This window comes from Achromobacter sp. FW305-C-30-7 (genome assembly GCF_058783105.1).
Map to the genome: position 1 here is coordinate 579,621 of NZ_JBYSYI010000005.1, position 18,100 is coordinate 597,720.

General features: G+C 67.8%; 17 protein-coding genes. 6 read left to right on the forward strand and 11 right to left on the reverse strand.

The annotated features are described in order from the left end of the window. Nucleotides 1-5: 5 nt before the first annotated feature. From AC3WOB_RS19620 to phoB, 5 genes are all read right to left on the reverse strand, one after another. A complete protein-coding gene (locus tag AC3WOB_RS19620) occupies nt 6-464 on the reverse strand; it encodes a DUF411 domain-containing protein (RefSeq protein WP_013391247.1) in 459 nt (152 codons plus the stop codon). Between the two features lie 75 nt (nt 465-539). After that, complete coding sequence (locus tag AC3WOB_RS19625; RefSeq protein WP_492275928.1) at nt 540-1,940, reverse strand: heavy metal sensor histidine kinase; 1,401 nt, start codon at nt 1,938-1,940, stop codon at nt 540-542. Further along, complete coding sequence (locus tag AC3WOB_RS19630) at nt 1,937-2,626, reverse strand: heavy metal response regulator transcription factor (RefSeq protein ID WP_013391249.1); 690 nt, start codon at nt 2,624-2,626, stop codon at nt 1,937-1,939. Before AC3WOB_RS19630 ends, AC3WOB_RS19625 begins: the two co-directional genes overlap by 4 nt. A gap of 73 nt (nt 2,627-2,699) precedes the next feature. After that, a complete protein-coding gene (phoR, locus tag AC3WOB_RS19635) occupies nt 2,700-4,007 on the reverse strand; it encodes a phosphate regulon sensor histidine kinase PhoR (RefSeq protein WP_013391250.1) in 1,308 nt (435 codons plus the stop codon). A 12-nt stretch (nt 4,008-4,019) separates the two neighbouring features. Continuing rightward, nucleotides 4,020-4,718 carry a phosphate regulon transcriptional regulator PhoB gene (phoB, locus tag AC3WOB_RS19640; RefSeq protein ID WP_006227196.1) on the reverse strand — a complete coding sequence of 233 codons (699 nt, stop codon included), beginning with the start codon at nt 4,716-4,718 and terminating at the stop codon, nt 4,020-4,022. A gap of 161 nt (nt 4,719-4,879) precedes the next feature. Between phoB and ubiE the strand changes: the two genes are divergently transcribed. From ubiE to rfaE2, 6 genes are all read left to right on the forward strand, one after another. After that, complete coding sequence (gene ubiE, locus AC3WOB_RS19645) at nt 4,880-5,656, forward strand: bifunctional demethylmenaquinone methyltransferase/2-methoxy-6-polyprenyl-1,4-benzoquinol methylase UbiE (protein WP_013391251.1); 777 nt, start codon at nt 4,880-4,882, stop codon at nt 5,654-5,656. A 179-nt stretch (nt 5,657-5,835) separates the two neighbouring features. After that, the gene (locus AC3WOB_RS19650) at nt 5,836-6,840 is read left to right on the forward strand and encodes a Tim44 domain-containing protein (RefSeq protein WP_013391252.1); all 1,005 of its coding nucleotides are present in this window, start codon (nt 5,836-5,838) and stop codon (nt 6,838-6,840) included. 185 nt (nt 6,841-7,025) lie between these two features. Continuing rightward, complete coding sequence (locus AC3WOB_RS19655) at nt 7,026-7,664, forward strand: ubiquinone biosynthesis accessory factor UbiJ (RefSeq protein WP_013391253.1); 639 nt, start codon at nt 7,026-7,028, stop codon at nt 7,662-7,664. A gap of 3 nt (nt 7,665-7,667) precedes the next feature. Then, nucleotides 7,668-9,221: a ubiquinone biosynthesis regulatory protein kinase UbiB gene (gene ubiB, locus AC3WOB_RS19660; RefSeq protein WP_013391254.1), complete on the forward strand. Its 1,554-nt coding sequence runs from the start codon at nt 7,668-7,670 to the stop codon at nt 9,219-9,221. A 185-nt stretch (nt 9,222-9,406) separates the two neighbouring features. Next, entirely contained in the window at nt 9,407-10,285 is an 879-nt protein-coding gene (locus AC3WOB_RS19665) for a ferritin (protein ID WP_013391255.1), read from the forward strand. Nucleotides 10,286-10,307: 22 nt separating this feature from the next. After that, nucleotides 10,308-10,796 (forward strand): D-glycero-beta-D-manno-heptose 1-phosphate adenylyltransferase, encoded by a 489-nt coding sequence (rfaE2, locus tag AC3WOB_RS19670; RefSeq protein WP_492275929.1) that lies wholly within the window; start codon nt 10,308-10,310, stop codon nt 10,794-10,796. A 21-nt stretch (nt 10,797-10,817) separates the two neighbouring features. Here rfaE2 and AC3WOB_RS19675 read toward each other — a convergent pair whose 3' ends face one another. From AC3WOB_RS19675 to AC3WOB_RS19700, 6 genes are all read right to left on the reverse strand, one after another. Continuing rightward, on the reverse strand, nt 10,818-12,149 hold the full coding sequence (locus AC3WOB_RS19675; RefSeq protein ID WP_492275930.1) for a TolC family outer membrane protein: 1,332 nt from the start codon (nt 12,147-12,149) through the stop codon (nt 10,818-10,820). A gap of 79 nt (nt 12,150-12,228) precedes the next feature. Then, on the reverse strand, nt 12,229-12,909 hold the full coding sequence (locus AC3WOB_RS19680; RefSeq protein WP_175211688.1) for a protein-L-isoaspartate O-methyltransferase family protein: 681 nt from the start codon (nt 12,907-12,909) through the stop codon (nt 12,229-12,231). Nucleotides 12,910-13,010: 101 nt separating this feature from the next. Next, nucleotides 13,011-13,853 carry a bifunctional hydroxymethylpyrimidine kinase/phosphomethylpyrimidine kinase gene (gene thiD, locus AC3WOB_RS19685; protein WP_492275931.1) on the reverse strand — a complete coding sequence of 281 codons (843 nt, stop codon included), beginning with the start codon at nt 13,851-13,853 and terminating at the stop codon, nt 13,011-13,013. Beyond that, nucleotides 13,850-14,653 (reverse strand): thiazole synthase, encoded by an 804-nt coding sequence (locus AC3WOB_RS19690; protein WP_013391260.1) that lies wholly within the window; start codon nt 14,651-14,653, stop codon nt 13,850-13,852. The genes thiD and AC3WOB_RS19690 overlap by 4 nt, the downstream gene beginning before the upstream one ends. A gap of 153 nt (nt 14,654-14,806) precedes the next feature. After that, nucleotides 14,807-15,778: a cobalamin-binding protein gene (locus tag AC3WOB_RS19695; RefSeq protein ID WP_492275932.1), complete on the reverse strand. Its 972-nt coding sequence runs from the start codon at nt 15,776-15,778 to the stop codon at nt 14,807-14,809. A gap of 53 nt (nt 15,779-15,831) precedes the next feature. Next, a complete protein-coding gene (locus AC3WOB_RS19700; RefSeq protein ID WP_013391262.1) occupies nt 15,832-17,877 on the reverse strand; it encodes a TonB-dependent receptor in 2,046 nt (681 codons plus the stop codon). Between the last annotated feature and the right edge of the window lie 223 nt (nt 17,878-18,100).

Below are 18,100 nucleotides of genomic sequence, written 5' to 3' on the forward strand. Positions count from 1 at the left end.
GCGCTTTAACGATAGGCCTGGAACACCTTGGCGCCGCCCTGCTTGTCGACCAGGACCACGTCGTGCGGCGTCTTGCGGCCGCCGTATTCGGGGCCGTCCATGCCGGGAGAGCCCAGCGGCATGCCGGGCGCGGCCAGGCCGGCAGCGTCGGGCTTTTCCAGCAGCAGGCGGCGCACGTCGCTGGCGGGCACGTGGCCTTCGATCGCATAGCCTTCGACGGCCGCGGTGTGGCAGGAGCCGTAATTGGCCATGCCGGCGTTGCGGCGGATGGGGCCAGTGTCCTGGACGTCGTGGGTGGTGACGGCGAAGCCGCTGTCGCGCATGTGCTTGACCCAGTCTTCACAGCAGCCGCAGGTCGGGGTCTTCCAGACCTCTACCTTGACGGGCGTCTGGGCGGTGGCGAAAGCGGGCGCGCACAGGGCCGCGGCAAGGGCCAGGCGGCGCGTAAGACGGGAAAGATTCATGATGCTCCGTTGCGGGACGAGGTGAATTCAAGCGTACTGTAGAAGAACGGGAGTGACCCCATTCTGTCGTCAACATTACGATTTTGTAATGTTCGCCGTGGACGCGTGGCCTTCCGGCGCGCGCAACGTGATGCCGACCACGGTGCCGTGCGCGCCCGAGGCCGCATCGACCTCGCCGCCGTGCATGCGCGCGATGGCGCGCACGATGGCCAGGCCCAGGCCGTGGCCTTCGCTGCGCGGTGTGCGCGCGTGGGTGGACCGGAAGAAGCGGTCGAAGATGCGGGGCAGGTCGGCGGACGGGATGGGCGCGCCGGGGTTGCGCACTTCCACCCGGGCGCCTGCGGGCGAAGCCGAGCAGGCCAGCACGATCTCGCCGCCGCGAGGCGTGGCCTTGATGGCGTTGGAGATCAGGTTGGCCAACGCGCGCCGCACCAGGCCGGCGTTGGCGGCCACGGTGGCGTCGCCCACGCAGCGCAGGTGCACGCCGCTTTCTTCAAGCATGGCCTCGTAGTATTCGGCCACGCGCCGCGCTTCGGCGGCCAGCGATACCGGCGCCAGGTCCGCGGCCCGTTCGCCGCGGTCGGCGCGCGCCAGGAACAGCATGTCGTTGACCAGGGTCTTCAGGTCTTCCAGTTCTTCGAGGTTGGATTCCAGCGCATCGCGCAGTTCGGCCGCATCGCGCGGCGACGACAGCATGACCTGCGTGCCGTTGATCAGCGTGGCCAGCGGCGTGCGCAGCTCATGCGCCACGTCGGCATTGAAGCCTTCCATCTGTTGATAGGCGGCCTGCAGGCGCTCCAGCGTGCGGTTGAAGGAGCGGACCAGATCATGCAGTTCGCGGTCGGTATCTTCCAGCGGCAGGCGCCGCGCCAGGTTGTCGGGCTGGATGCTGGCGGCCTGTTCGGACAGCCTGCGCGCCGGCGCCATGCTGCGGCGCACGGCCCAGGCCGCCAGCACCACCGTGGCGCCCACCCACAGCGCGCAGATCAGCACCAGCGCGGTGCCGTAGGCATACAGGAACTGGGAGCTGGTGCGCGTGCTGACCGCCACGGTCAACTGCGCGCCGGGCAGGATGCGGTCGTTCATGGCCACCCGCAGGCCGCGCATGCGGCCGCCGTCGGCGGTTTGCAGCACGACCTGCCTGCCGTCGCTGGTCGCCAGCGTCTCGGGGGCGGGGCCGCCGTAAACGGAGCGGCCGTGCGCATCCACGATCCAGATGCCCAGCTGGCCTTGGCCCGTGCGCATCTCGTCGAAGGTGGCGGCCAGGTCGTTCAGGCCGCGGGCGTTGTTCTGCATGTCGATCAGGTGATCGATCAATTCCAGCTTGCCGCTGACCTCGGTGATTTCCTGGCGCTCCACTTCGCGCTTGAGCGCCCAGAACAAAGTGGCTCCCGCCAGGCTGGACACGAGCAGGGCGATGGCGCCCAGCAGCAGGGTCAGCCGCGCCTGCATCGAGCGCACGCGCAGCGGGTTCATGCGGGGCGGCCGTGGGCGGGGCGCGATTCCAGCACGTAGCCCATGCCGCGCACGGTGTGCAGCAACTTGGTGTCGTAGGGGTCGTCCAGCTTGCTGCGCAGCCGCCGCACCGCCACGTCGATGACGTTGGTGTCGCTGTCGAAGTTCATGTCCCAGACCTGCTCGGCCAGGGTGGTGCGCGACAGCACCTGGCCCTGGCGGCGTAGCAGCAAGGCCAGCAGATTGAATTCCTTGGCGGTCAGGTCCAGGCGACGGCCGCCGCGCTGGGCGCGGCGGCGGGCCAGGTCCAGTTCCAGGTCGGCCAGGCGCAGCAGGGTGGGCTCTTGCGAGCGTCCGCGGCGCAGCAGCGCCTGCACCCGCGCCAGCAGTTCCGAAAAGGCGAAGGGCTTGACCAGGTAGTCGTCGGCGCCGCCTTCCAGGCCGCGCACGCGGTCCTCGACCGCGTCGCGCGCGGTCAGCATCAGGATGGGGGTGTCTTTCTGTTCGCGCACCGCGGCCAGCACGCCGAAGCCGTCCACGCCCGGCAGCATCACGTCCAGCACGATCAGGTCGTAGACGCCTTCCAGCGCCAGGTGCAGGCCGTCCACGCCGTCGCGCGCCAGGTCCACGACATGGCTTTGCTCCGACAGCCCCTTCTTCAGGTAGTCGGCCAGTTTGGGTTCGTCTTCGATGACCAGGATGCGCATGGCCGGAAATTTACCATTCGCGCGGCACTTGGGCCTGTGCATGGCAAAGCTGCCTTGCACAGGCTCGGGTGGTTCAGGCCGGGCTGTCGATGGCGATCCGGTCGGGCGGAAAGCGCAGGGCGAACACGCTGCCCTTGCCGGGCTCGCTGGTGATCAGCAGTTCGGCGTCGTGGCGCATGGCGATGTGCTTGGTGATCGCCAAGCCCAGGCCGGTGCCGCCCACCGCGCGCGAGCGGCCGCGGTCGACGCGGTAGAAGCGTTCGGTCAGGCGGGGCAGGTGGCGCGCGGGGATGCCGATGCCGGTGTCCTGCACGCTGTAGCGCGCGCCGCCGTCTTCCTCGCGCTCCCAGCGCACGGTGATGGTGCCGCCGTCGGGCGTGTAGCGCACGGCGTTGGTCAGCAGATTCGACAACGCCGAGGTCAGCTCGGTTTCGGCGCCCAGCACGTCCAGGGATTCGTCGATGTGCCATTCCAGCACATGGCGGCCGCCCGAGAGCGCCTCGATCTGCTGGCGCGCCTTCTGCAGCAGCGCACCCATGTTGACGGCGCGCGGGTCGCTGCCTGGCGAGGACTCCAGCGTCGACAGGGTCAGCAGGTCTTCGACAATGGCCTGCATGCGCTGGGCCTGCTCGTGCATCATGTCGATGTATTGCTCGCGCTGTTCGGCGGGCAGGGCGTCGGCGGGCATGTCGCGCAGCGTTTCCAGAAAGCCCGCCAGCACCGTCAGCGGCGTGCGCAGTTCATGCGAGACGTTAGCCACGAAGTCGCGGCGGGTGGTCTCCAGGCGTTCGATCTGGGTCACGTCGCGCGTGATCAGCAGACGCTGATTGCTGGCGTAGGCGGTCAGCTGCATCATCATCAGCCGCTCCTGGCCCTGTTGGCCCAGGCGCACCAGGATGGGATCGGGCCAGGACGGGCGGTGCGCGTACTCCACGAATTCGGGCGCGCGCAGCAGGTTCAGCAGGTTGTGGCCGCGGTCGGCCGGCAGGCGCAGGCCCAGATGCTGGCGCGCCATGCGGTTGCACCAGTCGATCTGGAAATCCTCGTTCAGGGTCACCGCGCCGTCCGGCAGCGCTTGCGCGGCAGCCAGCATGCCCTGCATGGTGTTCTGGGTTTCGTTCAGTTCACGGGCGCGGGCGCGGGTGTAGCGGTACAGCGGGGCGAGGATGTCGTCCCAGGGACCGACCGACGCGGGCGGCGAGGTGTCCGGGTGGTTGGCCCAGTGGGACACCAGGTGCAGGCGCCAGCTGCGCCAGAGCAGCATGGCGGCCAGCGCGACGGAGAACAATATCCAGCCCGCCGGGTCTCCTATGAGCCATTGAGCCAATAATGCGGCGACCGCCCACAGGGCGACCAGGAAAAGAGTGCGCAGCCAGATCATCGTGCGGGAGTTTTACCGCGTCGGGAGCTGGGCCGTAAACCGGTAGCCGCTGCCGCGGACCGTTTCCACGTGCGCGTCGTGGCCGCTGGGTTCCAGCGCCTTGCGCAGGCGGCGGATGTGCACGTCGACCGTGCGCTCTTCCACGAAGACGTGGTCGCCCCAGACCTGGTCCAGCAGCTGCGAGCGCGAGAACACGCGTTCGGGGTGGGTCATGAAGAAATGCAGCAGGCGGAATTCGGTGGGGCCGATCTGCAGCGACTGGCTGTTGCCGGACAGGCGATGCGTCACCGGATCCAGCTTCAGGCCGCCCACGTCGATCACGTCGTCGGTCAGCTGGGGCGCGCGGCGGCGCAGCACCGCCTTGATGCGCGCCATCAGTTCCTTGGGCGAAAACGGCTTGGTGATGTAGTCGTCGGCGCCAGCTTCCAGGCCGTCGACCTTGTCCTGCTCGGAGCCCTTGGCGGTCAGCATGATGACCGGGACGGCGCGGGTGCGCTCGTCGTTGCGCAGCTTGCGCGCCATGGCCAGGCCGGAGGTGCCGGGCAGCATCCAATCCAGCAGGATCAGGTCGGGCAGCTCGGCGCGGATCAGGGTCTGGGCCTGGTCGGCGTCGAAGGCGCGCAGCACCTTGTGTCCGGCGAAGGACAGGTTGACGGCGATCAGTTCCTGGATGGCGGGTTCGTCTTCGACGACGAGGATGGTGCTGGACATGGCGGATTGGGCACACTTCTAAGCGCCGGCGCGGCGCGAACATTGCGATAGTATGGCCGCAATATTTCAGGTATGTGACCGCCGGGCGCCATAGTCCGCGTCCGCCGGCCTCCGCAGGGAGCCCGATAGGCTACCATTGAACGATATATCGGGAATTCACCATGCAAAACCCCTCCGAATCGCAACATTCCGCGGATTCCGCCTCGCAATCCACCCATTTCGGCTTCCAGACCGTGCCGGAAGGCGAAAAGGCCCGCAAAGTCGCCGAAGTGTTCCATTCGGTCGCGCAGCGCTACGACGTCATGAATGATTTCATGTCGGCCGGGCTGCACCGCGTCTGGAAAGCCTTCACCATCGGTCGCGCCGCCATTCGTCCGGGCATGAAAGTGCTGGACATCGCCGGCGGCACGGGCGATTTGGCCAAAGCCTTCGCCAAGCGCGCCGGCCCCACGGGCGAGGTCTGGCTCACCGACATCAACGACTCCATGCTGCGGGTGGGCCGCGACCGCCTGACGGACGCCGGCCTGCTGGTCCCCACCGCGGTGTGCGACGCCGAGCGCCTGCCGTTCCCCACGGGCCATTTCGACCGCGTCAGCGTGGCCTTCGGCCTGCGCAACATGACCCACAAGGACCGCGCCCTGGCCGAAATGACCCGGGTGCTGAAGCCGGGCGGCAAGCTGCTGGTGCTGGAATTCTCGCGCGTGGCCAAGCCTCTGGCGCCGGCTTACGACTGGTATTCCTTCAATGTGCTGCCCTGGCTGGGCAAGAAGGTCGCCAAAGACGAGGCCAGCTACCGCTACCTGGCGGAATCCATCCGCATGCACCCCGACCAGGAAACCCTGGCCGACATGCTGCGCACGGCCGGGCTGGACCGGGTGCAGTACTTCAACCTGACCGCCGGCATCGCCGCCCTGCACGAAGGCGTGAAACTGGGCTGATCCGCGCCGGCAATCTGGATATTTTCACCGTGCCTGCGGGAACTTGTGGGGCGGCGTCTTGTCCGTTATTCTTACGGTATTCAGATTAATGTAAGAAAAGTCGCGACTAAGGTCCCGCGGTCCGTGGGACTTCCTGCTGCTACGGGGCGGCAGGGGCGCGAGTACGAGGGAGCAAACCTATGTCCAAATTCTGTCTTTCGCGGTTTGTCGCCGCGGCGCTGATCGCCATCTCTGGCGCGGCACTGGTGACGGCGTCGTTTGACGCCGAAGCCCGCCGTGCCGGCGGCGGCAGCAGCGTCGGCCGCCAATCCTCCAACGTGACCCAGCAGCGCCAGGCGACCACGCCGCCGGCCGCCGCCAACAACACGGCTGGCGCCACCGCCGCCCCGGCAGCCGCCGGCGCGGCCACGGCCGGCGCCGCGGGCGCTGCCGCCAAGAGCGGCGCTTCGCGCTGGCTCGGCCCCATCGCCGGCATCGCCGCTGGCCTGGGTATCGCCGCCTTGCTGTCCAGCATGGGCCTGTCGGGCGCCTTCGCCGAATTCCTCGGCTCCGCGCTGCTGATCGCCGCCGTCGTGTTCGCCGTCATGTTCATCATCCGCCGCCTGCGCGGCGCCGGTCCGCGCACCGCCACGCAGGGCGCGTTCAACGGGTCCAACAACACCCCGGGCCAGCAACAGCAGCCGATGTGGCGCGAATCGCTGAAGCCGGCGGCTCCTGCCGCTGCGGCAGCGGTCGCCGCTCCGGTCGCCGCCGCTGCCCCGGCCGCGATGCCCAAGGCGGGCGACGACAACAACTGGTTCGTGCCGGGTGATTTCGACACGCCCAACTTCCTGAAGCAGGCCAAGGATCAGTTCGTGCGCATCCAGGCCGTGTGGGACAGCGGCAGCACCGATGGCCTGCGCGAGTTCCTGACCGACGACCTGATCACCGAGCTCAAGCCGCAACTGGCCGAGCGCGGCGCGGCGCCCAACAAGACCGAAGTGGTCTTGCTGAACGCCGAAATGCTGGGCATCGAAACCGTTTCCGACGGCCACCTGGCCAGCGTGCGCTTCTCCGGCATGCTGCGCGAAGCCCCGGGCGCCGAGGCCTTCCGCTTCGAGGAAGTGTGGAATCTGTTCAAGCCTGCCAATGGCGGCTGGCTGCTGGCCGGCATCCAGCAGATCCCGGTGGATCTCGCCAGCTGAGCCTGGCCGGCCGGGTCCGAATCCCGCCTCCGTTGCGGATGCCGCAAGGCATCTGTTTGAACCGGCCCTTAAAGGGCCGGTTTTTCCATGTGCTTGCGCAAAACACCCATTCATCCAACCCGTTACACTCCCGATTTACCCATTAACTTCGGCAACCCCGGCAACCGGGGCCGTTGCAGACCGTCATGCTGCCTTTTCCGTTCCTGCCCACCCCCTCGCGACTGGCTGTAAGCGCGCTCAACGCCCTGTTGCGGCGCGAGGACTGGGCGCGCGAGCGCCTCGCCCGGCACGCCGGCAAGACCGTGCGTTTTGCGCTGGGCGGCTTCAGCCTGGGCCTGACCATAGACAGCGAAGGCCTGGCGGCCCAGGCCGATGCGGCCGTGGTGCCCGACGTGACCCTGACGGTCGCGCCTGAAAAGCTGCCGCTGCCGCGCCTGGGCGCGGACCGCGAGACGCCCGACTTCGCCGAGGCGACCCATATTTCGGGCGACGCGGCGCTGGCGCAAGTGGTGGCGGACCTGTCCAAGCAACTGCGCTGGGATCCGGAAGACGCGCTGGCCCGGGTGGTGGGCGACATTGCCGCGTTGCGCCTGGTGGGCGGCGCCCGCGCCGCGGCGGGCGGCGCGCGCACGGCCGGCCTGCGCCTGGCCGAGAACGTGTCGGAATACCTGTCCGAGGAAAGCGGCATGCTGGCAAGCCGCCCCGCGCTGGAGCAATGGCGCCTGGACCTGGCCGAACTGAATGCCCGCGCCGACGCGCTGGCCCGCTCGGCCGCCGCGCTGCAAACCCGTCTGGCATCCGCCAGCGCAAAGCGGGGCGTCTGATACATGTTTCCCCTGCTGCGCCTCTTCCGCATCATCCTGGTTTCGCTGCGCTACGGCCTGGACGAGTTGGTGCTCTCCAGCCTGAACCATCCGCTGGCCACCTGCCTCCTGCGCGTCATCCGCCTGGGCACGCGTCCGCGCAAGCCGCGGGGCTTGAGGCTGCGCCTGGCGCTGGAATCGCTGGGTCCGATCTTCGTCAAGTTCGGGCAGGTGCTGTCCACCCGCCGCGACCTGATCCCCGCCGACATCGCCGACGAACTGGCCTTGCTGCAGGACCGCGTGCCGCCGTTCCCCTCGGCCCAGGCCGCTGCCTGCATCGAAACGGCGCTGGGTGCGCCGCCCGAGAAGCTGTTCGCCCAGTTCGAAGTGGACCCGGTGGCCTCGGCCTCGATTGCCCAGGTGCACTTCGCCGTGCTGCACGACGGCCGCGAGGTCGCGGTCAAGGTGCTGCGTCCGGGCATGCTCAGCATCATCGAGAAAGACCTGTCGCTGCTGAAGGTGGTGGCGCGCATCATCGAGCGCCTGGGCGCCGACGGCCGCCGTCTGAAGCCGCGCGAAGTGGTGGCCGAGTTCGACAAGTACTTGCACGACGAGCTGGACCTGGTGCGCGAAGCCTCCAATTGCAGCCAGCTGCGCCGTAACTTCGGCCCCGAGTCCGGCCGCGGCGACATGCTGATCGTGCCTGAGGTGATCTGGGAATACACCGCATCCACCGTGTTCACCATGCAGCGCATGTACGGCATGCCGGTGGGCCAGGTGGAGCGCATGCGCCAGGCCGGCATCGACATCCCGACGCTGGCGCGCACCGGCGTGGAGATCTTCTTCACGCAGGTCTTCACCGACGGCTTTTTCCACGCCGACATGCACCCGGGCAACATCTACGTGTCGGATCGCCCGGATACGCTGGGCAGCTATATCGCCCTGGACTTCGGCATCGTCGGCTCGCTGTCCGAGTTCGACAAGAATTACCTGGCGCAGAACTTCCTGGCCTTCTTCCACCGCGACTATCGTCGCGTGGCGCAGTTGCACATCGAATCGGGCTGGGTGCCGCCCGATACGCGCGAAGAAGAGCTGGAGGGCGCGGTGCGCGCCGTCTGCGAACCTTACTTTGACCGGCCGTTGTCGGAGATCTCACTGGGGCAGGTGCTGCTGCGCTTGTTCCAGACCTCGCGCCGGTTCAATGTGGAGATCCAGCCGCAGCTGGTCCTGTTGCAGAAGACCTTGCTGAACGTCGAGGGATTGGGCCGCCAGCTCGATCCCAACCTGGATCTCTGGAAGACCGCCAAGCCCTATCTGGAACGCTGGATGCGTCAGCGTGTCGGATTCAAGGGGCTGCGGCAGAGCCTGGAAAAAGAAGCCGCGCAGTGGTCGCAAATGCTGCCCGCTTTGCCCAGGCTGGTCCATGACCACCTGAGCCGTCCGAATGTCTCGCCCGCCTTGCTGGCCGAGATGATCCAATTGCGGCGGGCGCAGGAACAGAACAACCGGCTGGTTGCAGCGCTGGTTGGGGTGGCGGCGGTCGCCATCGGGGTCGCGTTATGGGCCTTGACCCGATAGGCGGCGCGATGATCTAGATGTCACCTGTCATGTTTCATTCATGAAACGGTCATCATAGCTTCGCGGTATACGGCGAAAAATAGCGCTGCGGTGGATGAATGCAGCGCCCTCGCCGGCAAGGCGCGCGCCATTCATTAATTTCTATATCTATAGCCCCACTAGCGGGACGAATACAAGGGCAGACCATGCTTTATCCTGAACTCTTCAAGACCATGGAAGCTGTGCGCTGGAACATGGCGCATGACATTCCCTGGGGTGATTTCGATCGCAGCAAGCTCTCGGACGAGCAGGCCCACACGATCAAGATGAACGCCATCACGGAATGGGCAGCCTTGCCGGCGACCGAAATGTTCCTGCGCGACAATCGCGGCGACAGCGATTTCTGCGCGTTCATGTCGGTGTGGTTCTTTGAAGAGCAGAAGCATTCGCTGGTGCTGATCGAATACCTGCGCCGCTTTTGCCCGGACCTGGTGCCCACCGAGGAAGAACTGCACAACGTGCGCTTCGAGTTCGACGCCGCGCCCGAACTTGAAACCCTGATGCTGCACTTTTGCGGCGAGGTCCGCCTGAACCACTGGTACCGCCGCGCCGCTGAATGGCACACGGAGCCGGTCATCAAGGCCATCTACAAGACCGTGGCCCAGGACGAGGCCCGCCACGCTGGCGCCTACCTGCAATACATGCGCCGCGCCTTGCACGACCGCGGCCAGGACACCAGCGAGCAGGCCCGCCTGGCGTTCTCCAAGATCGGCGTGCTGATGGCCTCGGCCGGCCGTACGCAGCAGGCCCTGCACCCGACCAACCTGCATGTGAACAAGGACCTGTTCCCCAACGACACGGTGCAGTCGCGCCTGCCGGAACCGGGTTGGCTGGAGCACTGGCTGGACACGCAGATCCGCTTTGACGGCGAGTGGGAGCAGAAGGTTGCCACGCGCATCCTGCACATCCTGTCCAAGCTGATGGACCGCAGCTTCGAAACGGTGAAGGACCTGAACCGCTACCGCAAGGAAATGACGGCCCTGATCGTGCCCAAGGAAAAGCAGATCATCCTGGGCGGCGCCTGAGCCGGGGCGATACAATCGCCGCATGCCTGCCGCCCGTTTCGAATCCAAGGTCCTGTCCCGCGACGAATGCGTCGCCGCCGTCGCCGCCGGCCGCTTGCCGCGGCCGCTGGTGTTCACCAATGGCGTCTTCGACATCCTGCACCGGGGCCACGCGACCTACCTCGACCAGGCCGCCCAGCTGGGCGCGACCCTGGTGGTGGCGGTCAACACCGACGAGTCGGTGCGCCGTCTGGGCAAGGGCGCCGAGCGCCCGCTGAACCGCATGGAAGACCGCGCCGCCTTGCTGGCCGCGCTGGGCTGCGTGACCGCGGTCACGTCCTTCCATGAAGACACGCCCGAGGCCCTGATCGGCCAGCTCAAGCCCGACCTGATCGTCAAGGGCGGCGACTACGACATGGAAAAGCTGCCCGAGACCGCCCTGGTCAAGTCCTGGGGCGGCCGCGCGGTGGCGATTCCGTTCGAGTTCGAGCGCTCGACCACGGCGCTCGTGAAAAAAATCCAGAACCAGTAACCGCAGGCCCCCGCAGCGGGGTCAGCGCGGCTCGCGCAGCAAGCGGTTGATCGCTTCCAGGTCCGTTTCGGCCAGGATGCCGCTGGTGGCCTTCAGGCGCAGGCTGGTGAGCACGGTGCTGTAGCGCGCCAGGGCCAGGTCGCGCTGGGTGGCGTAGAGCTGCTGCTGGGCGTTGAGCACGTCCAGGTTGATACGCACCCCGACCTCATAGCCGGTGCGATTGGCCTCGACCGCGGCGCGGCTGGATTTTTCGCCGGCCTCCAGGGCCTGGATCCGGGCCAGCCCGCTGGTCACGCCGGTGTAGTACTGGCGCGCGGACTGGACGGCCTGGCGGCGCGCCGCCTCGTAGTCGTGGCGAGCCTTTTGCTCCAGCTGGACCTTTTCGGTCACTTGCGACGAGACGCCGCCGCCGGAGTACAGCGGAATCGACAGCACCACTCCGATCGTGCTGTCGATGGGCTTGCCCGGCGCGGCATTGCGCATGACGGCGTCGCTGGCGCTGCCGCTGCTGGCGCGCAGGTTCAGGGTGGGGTAATGGCCGCTCTTGGCGATTTGGATCTCGCGGCCGGCGATGCGGGTCAAGAGTTGCGCGCGCAGCACGTCCAGGCTGGAGGCCTCGGCCTGATTGCTCCAGTCGGCCACGCGGGCGGGCTGTGGCGCCGGCAGTTGTACGCCGTAGGGCAGTTCGGCCAGCGCGCCCGGCGCCGTGCCGATGATCTTGGCCAATTCGTCGCGGCGGACTTCCAGGTCGTTCTGCAGGCGCAGTTCCTGCGCCACCACCAGGTCGTAGCGCGACTGCGCCTCGTAGGTGTCGGTGATGGTGGCGTTGCCGAGTTCAAAATTGCGCTTGGCGGACTCCAGCTGCCCGGCCACGGCGGCCTTTTCGGCTTCGGTGGCGGTCAGCGTGTCCTGGGCATAAAGCACATTGAAATAGGCGTCCGCCACGCGCAGCAGCAGGTCCTGGTAGGCCTGCTGCAGCTGCACCTCGACGTCGGCGACGATCAGCTTGGACTGTTCGAAGTTCTGCCAGCGGCCCCAGTCGAACAGCGGCTGGGTCAGGGACAGGTCCCAGACGCCGCGGCCGCCGCTGTAGGCCACGCCCAGGCCGCGGGTGCTGCGGGTTTCCTGGTAGGCGCCGCCGGCTTCGGCGGAGATCAGGGGCAGGAGCAGGGAACGGGCCTGGGGTTCTTTTTCCAGGCCGGCGCGGTAGTTGGCGCGCGCGGCGGCGTAGATGGGGTCATTGCCCAGCGCCGATTGCCAGATCTGTATCAGGTTTTGCGCGCGGGCAAGCGATGGGCCGACGCTTGCGGCGCAGGTAAAAACCAGTAAAGCCGTTAGCAATCGGACACGCATGATGATCAACGATACGCCGGGTCGCCCTGGGCGCCGCTGCCCCGTCAGAGGGGCAGGCGCCCGGCTGCGGGGTTGGGGATCAGAACTTGAACTGCGAGACCGCGACGCCGCGCAGCGGCTTGATGACGGTTTCGAACAGGTTCACGGTTTCGAAGCTGGCCGCAGTGGTGCGGGTGATGCGACAGGCGGTCATGACGGGGGCCTGGCCCACGACCACGACCAGGCGGCCGCCCACGCGCAGCTGGTACTTCAGCGCGTCGGGGACGGTCGGCACGGAACCCGTGACGAGAATGGCGTCGTATTCGGTGGAGCCCCAGCCGTTACGGGCATCGCCGGTTTCGACCTTGACGTTGGTGACGTTGTTCATCTGCAGGTTCTGCTGCGCGAACGTCACCAGGCGGCTGTCGATCTCGACCGAGGTGACCTGCTGCGCCAGGTAGCCCAGCAGCGCGGCCTGGTAGCCGGAGCCGGTGCCGATTTCCAGCACACAGTCCGACTTGGTCAGCAGCAGCTCTTGCGCCAGGCGGGCTTCCACCTTGGGCGCCAGCATGTTCTGGCGGGTGTTGACCGCGTTGATCTCAAGCGGCAGTTCCAGGTCGGAAAACGCCAGCGCGCGCAGGGCCGGCGGAACGAATTGTTCGCGGCGCACATCGAACAGCGCTTGCAGCACGTTGGCGTCCAGCACGTCCCAGGGGCGGATCTGCTGTTCCACCATGTTGAAGCGGGCTTGTTCTACGTCGGGCAGGGTCGAAGCGTTCATGACGGTCAGAAAAAACAGAGGAATCAACAGACCATTGTACCGATTCGTAGCGTCCTGTGACGCCGCGCCCCGCCGACAGATGTTTCAGGCGCTGCCCGCGCCTACCACCAGGCGTGGAAGTGGTGCACCGGGCCGTGGCCGGAGCCCACCGACAGGCGTTCGGCATGGCGGATGGCTTCCGTCAGGTAGGCCTTGGCGCGGCGCGCGGCCTCGGGCACGTCCCCGGTTTGCGGCAGCAGCGCAGCCAGCGCCGCCGACAGGGTGCAGCCGGTGCCGTGGGTGTTGACGGTTTCGATGCGGTGGCCGGGCAATTCGATCATGCGGTCGCCGTCGTGCAGCAGATCGATGGTCTCGTTGCCGGGCAGGTGGCCGCCCTTGACCAGCACCCAGCGTTCGCCCGAGTGCGCCAGCTTGTTGCGCAGGCGCTCGGCCACGCGCCGCATTTCCTTGACGGTTTCCACCGGGCGCTCTTCCAGCAGCACGCCGGCCTCGGGCAGGTTGGGCGTGAGCAGGGTGGCCTGGGGCAGCAAGGCCTCGCGCATGGCGCCCACGGCGTCGCGCTCCAGCAGCAGGTCGCCGCTCTTGGCCACCATGACCGGGTCCAGCACCACATGGGCCGGGGTCCATTTGGCGAGCTTCTCGGCCACCACCTGGATCACCGGCTGCTGGCCCAGCATGCCGATCTTGACTGCGTCGATGCGCACGTCCGCGAACAGCGTGTCGATCTGCTGGCCGACAAAGGCGGGCTGGACCGCCGAAATGCCGGTGACGCCCTGGGTGTTCTGCGCCGTCAGCGCCGCGATCACCGCGCAGCCGTAGGCGCCCAGCGCGCTCATGGCCTTGACGTCGGCCAGGATGCCGGCGCCGCCGGACGGGTCGACGCCGGCGATGGTCAGCGCGTTGGGGATGGGACGGCCGCTGGCGGCCTGCTGGCGGCTGCTCATTTGGGGGCGCCGGCGGTAATCAGCCCTTCGGTGGGCGAGCTGGGGGCGCCGCTGTACAGCTTCTTGGGCATGCGGCCGGCCAGGAAGGCCTCGCGGCCGGCTTCCACGCCCTTCTTCATGGCGCTGGCCATCAGGATGGGATCGCGCGCGCCGGCGATGGCGGTGTTCATCAGGACGGCGTCGCAGCCCAGTTCCATGGCGATGGCCGCGTCCGACGCGGTGCCCACGCCGGCGTCCACCACGATGGGCACGCGGGCCTGGTCGATGATGAGGCGCAGGTTCCAGGGGTTGAGGATGCCCATGCCCGAGCCGATCAGCGAGGCCAGCGGCATCACGGCCACCGCGCCCAGGTCTTCCAGCATGCGGCACTGGATGGGATCGTCGGTGCAATACACCATCACCTTGAAGCCGTCGTCCACCAGGGTCTTGGTGGCCTTCAGGGTTTCGGGCATGTTGGGGAACAGGGTCTGCGGGTCGCCCAGCACTTCCAGTTTCACCAGGTCGTGGCCGTCCAGCAGTTCGCGCGCCAGGCGCAGCGTGCGCACGGCGTCGTCGGCGCTATAGCAACCGGCGGTATTGGGCAGCAGCGTGAATTTCGACGGCGGGACGTAGTCCAGCAGGTTCGGTTCGCCGGGGTTCTGGCCGATATTGGTGCGGCGGATGGCGACCGTGACGATTTCGGTGCCGCTGGCATCCAGCGCCGCGCGGGTCTGTTCAAAGTCCTTGTACTTGCCGGTGCCGACGAGCAGGCGCGACGAGTAGGCGCGGCCGGCGATGGTGAGAGTGTCTTGAGTGGTCATGGCGGAGGTTCAAAGGGCGGGTGCGCACGATGCGAGGCCCGCGGGGACTGGCGATTCGTTGCTCGAATGATAAAGCACGACGCCGCACGGCAGAGGCGTCCGTTGAAATGCGGCGTTCCACTATTTGAAGATCGTGGCGTGCGCGGACCAAGATCAGCGCAGCCGGTCCAGATCGGCGCAGATCGTCTCGGCGGCGTCGATCAGGCGCGGACCCGGGCGGTACAGGGCGTCGGCGTCGACGCCGTACACGTGGCCCAGCCGGGCGGCGGGCAGCCCCAGCGCCTGCCAGGCGGCCAGGTTGCGGGCGGCGTCCTGCGGGCGGGAGATGCCGGCCAGCACCGCCTCGGGCCGCGCCGCCAGCACGCTTTCCAGCGTGACCTGGGGGGCGACCACGGGCGCCTGGCCGAAGACGTTGACGCCGCCGCAGACGCGCAGCGCGTCGCTGACGATGCTGCTGTCGTTCAGGGTGTAGATGGGATCCAGTCCCGCCTGCACGAACACGCGCACAGGGCGGCGGCCGGCATAGCGCGAGGCCAGGGCGTCCAGGCGCGCGCGCAGGGCCTGGGCCGCGGGCCGCGCCTGCGCCTCGGTGCCGAACAGCGTGCCCATGCGTTCGACCGCGTCGGGGATGGCGGCCAGGGTCTGCGGATCGCTGTAGAACACCGGCACGCCCAGCTTGTCCATCACCCGCGCCAACGGCGCCGCGGCGGCGGGCTGCCAGGCGATCAGCAGGTCAGGGCGGACAGCCGCCACGCGTTCGGCATCGGGCTGGGTGCCGTCGCCGATCACGGGCAACTGGCGGGCGGCGGGCGGATAGTCGCTGCCGCGGATGGTGGCGGCGATGCGGTCACCTGCGCCTGCCGCAAAGACGAGTTCGGTAGCGTGCGGGGCCAGGGTGACGGCGCGTCGGGCGGGGGCGGTCAGCGAGACTGTGCGGCCCTGGTCATCGCCGACCTGGATGGCCGTGGCAGAGGCAGGCCCGGAAGCCGTCGCCGGACTTGCCGCGGAACCTGCGGCGGTCTGCGCCGCAGCTTGGCCGGCCGTGGCGCCGACCGCGCACAGCAGCGTACCCAGGGCCAGGAACAGCCGCGGAACGATGCGAGAACGGGCGCTTGCGTGGGTCATGCAGAAAGCCGATATAGCCAGCGGGGAACGCCGACTATATCGGAATGCCGCTATCAATAGCGCAGCGTGAGCGACGCGTAGAAGTTGCGGCCCGGCGCGGGGTACAGGCTGTAGTTGGCGACGGGGCCCAGCATCTCGAAGGACGCGTTGCCGCCGCGGATGCCGTAGGTGGCGTACTGGCGGTCGAAGATGTTGTTCACGCCGATGGCGCCTTCGATGTTGCGCGTGAACTTGTAGGCCACCTTGGTGTTGAACAGCACGTAGGCGTCCAGTTCCTTGGCGAACTGGTTGGCCTGGTCGTTGTCCATGCGCGACTTGCCCACGTATTGCGCCGTGACGTTCCACAGGAACGCATCGGTGGGGCGCCAGGTCACGCCGGCGTTGGCCAGCCACTTTGGCGCCAGCGGCACGGTCTTGCCCGCCAAGTCCACGCCGGCGTAGGTGCCGGAGCGGAACTGCGCTTCCATCCAGGTCAGGTTCGCGTCTAGCGAGACGCTGCTGGAAATCGCGGTGTGGCCTTCCAGTTCGATGCCTTGGCGGCGGGTCGGGTCCAGGTTGGTGTTGGCGCCGGTGCCCGGGCCCCAGATGCCATCGGCCAGCGGGTTGTACTGGATCTCGTTGGTCAGGTCGTAGCGGAAGTACGACAGGCGGGCGCTGCTGCTGGCCGACTGCCAGGTCACGCCGATTTCCTTGTCGGTCGACGTCTGCGGCGCCAGCGGGTTCTGCACCGACAGCAGTTCGTCGGCATTGGGCAGGCGGAAGCTGCGGCCGACCTTGCCGTACACGCCGAAGCCGGCGGGCAGGTCCTGGCGCACGCCCAGCTGCCAGGCGGTCAGGTGGTTGCTGCGATCCGACGCCGTGCCCGAGCCGGAGATCACGTCCAGGTCGTCGGATGCGTACTGGCGGCGCACGCCGGCCGTCACGTAGGTGCTGTCGGTGGCGCGGACCTGGCCCTCGGCGAACAGGCCGTACTGGTGCTGGCGCGACTGCCACTTCGACGGCTGAAAGTCGTAATAGGCGTTCTGGTTGGCGGTGGTCTTGGCTTCCTGCCCGTCGGCGCCGAAGACGATGCTGTGGCCGCCGTTGATCGGCAGGCGGTAGCGCACGCTGGCGATGTTCTCTTCCAGCTTCTGATCGCGCTGGATGTCGCCGAAGCCGTCGTACGTCAGGCCGTCCAGCTTCTTCTCGCGGGTCGACAGGTCGGCGTACAGGGTGCCGGCGCCGATCGCCTGCTCGAGCTGCAGGCCGAAGGTGGTGGTGGTCGTCTTGACGAAGTCGATGTCGTTCTTCGAGCCGCGCGGGTCGTCCTGGTATTCGTTCAGGCCGGTGGTCGGATTGATCGTGCGCGGGCCGGGCAGTTCCAGCTTCTGCGTGGTAGTGCGGCCATACAGGCGGATCGAGCCGTCGTCATGGCGGAAGGTGATGCCGCCGCCGCCGCCTTCGCGGCGCTCGCCGCTGTGGTCGCGGTAGCCGTCGCTGTGCAGCGACTGCATATAGGCGTCGACGCCGACCTTTTCATTGTTCAGCGCCACGGCGGCGTCGTACTGGCGCAGGCCGTAGCTGCCGAAGGTGGCGGTGGCGCGGGCGGTGACCGGCTCCTTGGCGAAATCCGAGCGCGTGATGATGTTGATCACGCCGCCGGTGGTGCCGCCGCCGTATTGCACCGAGCCGCTGCCGCGCACGATTTCAATGCGTTCGACCTGGTCCAGCGGCACCACGCCCAGGCTCGGCGCCGACAGGTCGTTGGTGTTTTGCTTGACGCCATCGATCAGGATCAGCGTGTTGCTGGCGCCGGTGATGCCGAAGCCGCGCAGGTCGACGATGGAGTTGTCGCTGGAGCTGCTGGTGTTGATCAGGTGGATGCCGGCCTGGGTCGACAGCACGTCCTGCATGGTGCGGGCGCTCGCCGCGGCGATGTCTTCGGCGGTAATGACCGAGATCGACACCGGCAGCGTGCGGCCGTCGGTCGGCACGCGCTGGGCGGTGACGGTGACGGCGTCGAGCTGGGGAGTGGTGGAGGCGGTTTGCTGGGCGGCGGCGACGGCCGGGGCGGAGCAGAGCAGGGCGCCGGCATAGCGCCGGATGGAGCGGATTTTCATCTACGTAACCTCGATGCGACCCGCGACCCCGCAGGCCATACACGATGGGGAGGACGCCCACGCCGCAGCGGGCCGGTGAGGGCCTGGCGGTATTGCATGGACTTCCTTGCGATCGAACTGGCCGGTATCGGGCTGCCATGGGCGTTTCGCGCGCATGGGGACCGTTGCGGGGGCAGCACAGGCTGGAGCCAGGGTTGCCGGCGCCTTGTGGGGCCGCAGTCCT

Excerpts from the sequence above, each read along its gene's own strand:
- AC3WOB_RS19665 (WP_013391255.1), top strand. The coding sequence starts at position 9,407 with ATGCTTTATCCTGAACTCTTCAAGACCATGGAAGCTGTGCGCTGGAAC.
- AC3WOB_RS19680 (WP_175211688.1), bottom strand. The coding sequence starts at position 12,909 with ATGAACGCTTCGACCCTGCCCGACGTAGAACAAGCCCGCTTCAACATG.
- AC3WOB_RS19700 (WP_013391262.1), bottom strand. The coding sequence starts at position 17,877 with ATGAAAATCCGCTCCATCCGGCGCTATGCCGGCGCCCTGCTCTGCTCC.
- ubiE (WP_013391251.1), top strand. The coding sequence starts at position 4,880 with ATGCAAAACCCCTCCGAATCGCAACATTCCGCGGATTCCGCCTCGCAA.
- phoR (WP_013391250.1), bottom strand. The coding sequence starts at position 4,007 with ATGATCTGGCTGCGCACTCTTTTCCTGGTCGCCCTGTGGGCGGTCGCC.
- AC3WOB_RS19650 (WP_013391252.1), top strand. The coding sequence starts at position 5,836 with ATGTCCAAATTCTGTCTTTCGCGGTTTGTCGCCGCGGCGCTGATCGCC.
- AC3WOB_RS19620 (WP_013391247.1), bottom strand. The coding sequence starts at position 464 with ATGAATCTTTCCCGTCTTACGCGCCGCCTGGCCCTTGCCGCGGCCCTG.
- AC3WOB_RS19690 (WP_013391260.1), bottom strand. The coding sequence starts at position 14,653 with ATGACCACTCAAGACACTCTCACCATCGCCGGCCGCGCCTACTCGTCG.
- ubiB (WP_013391254.1), top strand. The coding sequence starts at position 7,668 with ATGTTTCCCCTGCTGCGCCTCTTCCGCATCATCCTGGTTTCGCTGCGC.
- thiD (WP_492275931.1), bottom strand. The coding sequence starts at position 13,853 with ATGAGCAGCCGCCAGCAGGCCGCCAGCGGCCGTCCCATCCCCAACGCG.
- AC3WOB_RS19675 (WP_492275930.1), bottom strand. The coding sequence starts at position 12,149 with ATGCGTGTCCGATTGCTAACGGCTTTACTGGTTTTTACCTGCGCCGCA.
- AC3WOB_RS19655 (WP_013391253.1), top strand. The coding sequence starts at position 7,026 with ATGCTGCCTTTTCCGTTCCTGCCCACCCCCTCGCGACTGGCTGTAAGC.
- phoB (WP_006227196.1), bottom strand. The coding sequence starts at position 4,718 with ATGTCCAGCACCATCCTCGTCGTCGAAGACGAACCCGCCATCCAGGAA.
- AC3WOB_RS19625 (WP_492275928.1), bottom strand. The coding sequence starts at position 1,940 with ATGAACCCGCTGCGCGTGCGCTCGATGCAGGCGCGGCTGACCCTGCTG.
- AC3WOB_RS19695 (WP_492275932.1), bottom strand. The coding sequence starts at position 15,778 with ATGACCCACGCAAGCGCCCGTTCTCGCATCGTTCCGCGGCTGTTCCTG.
- rfaE2 (WP_492275929.1), top strand. The coding sequence starts at position 10,308 with ATGCCTGCCGCCCGTTTCGAATCCAAGGTCCTGTCCCGCGACGAATGC.
- AC3WOB_RS19630 (WP_013391249.1), bottom strand. The coding sequence starts at position 2,626 with ATGCGCATCCTGGTCATCGAAGACGAACCCAAACTGGCCGACTACCTG.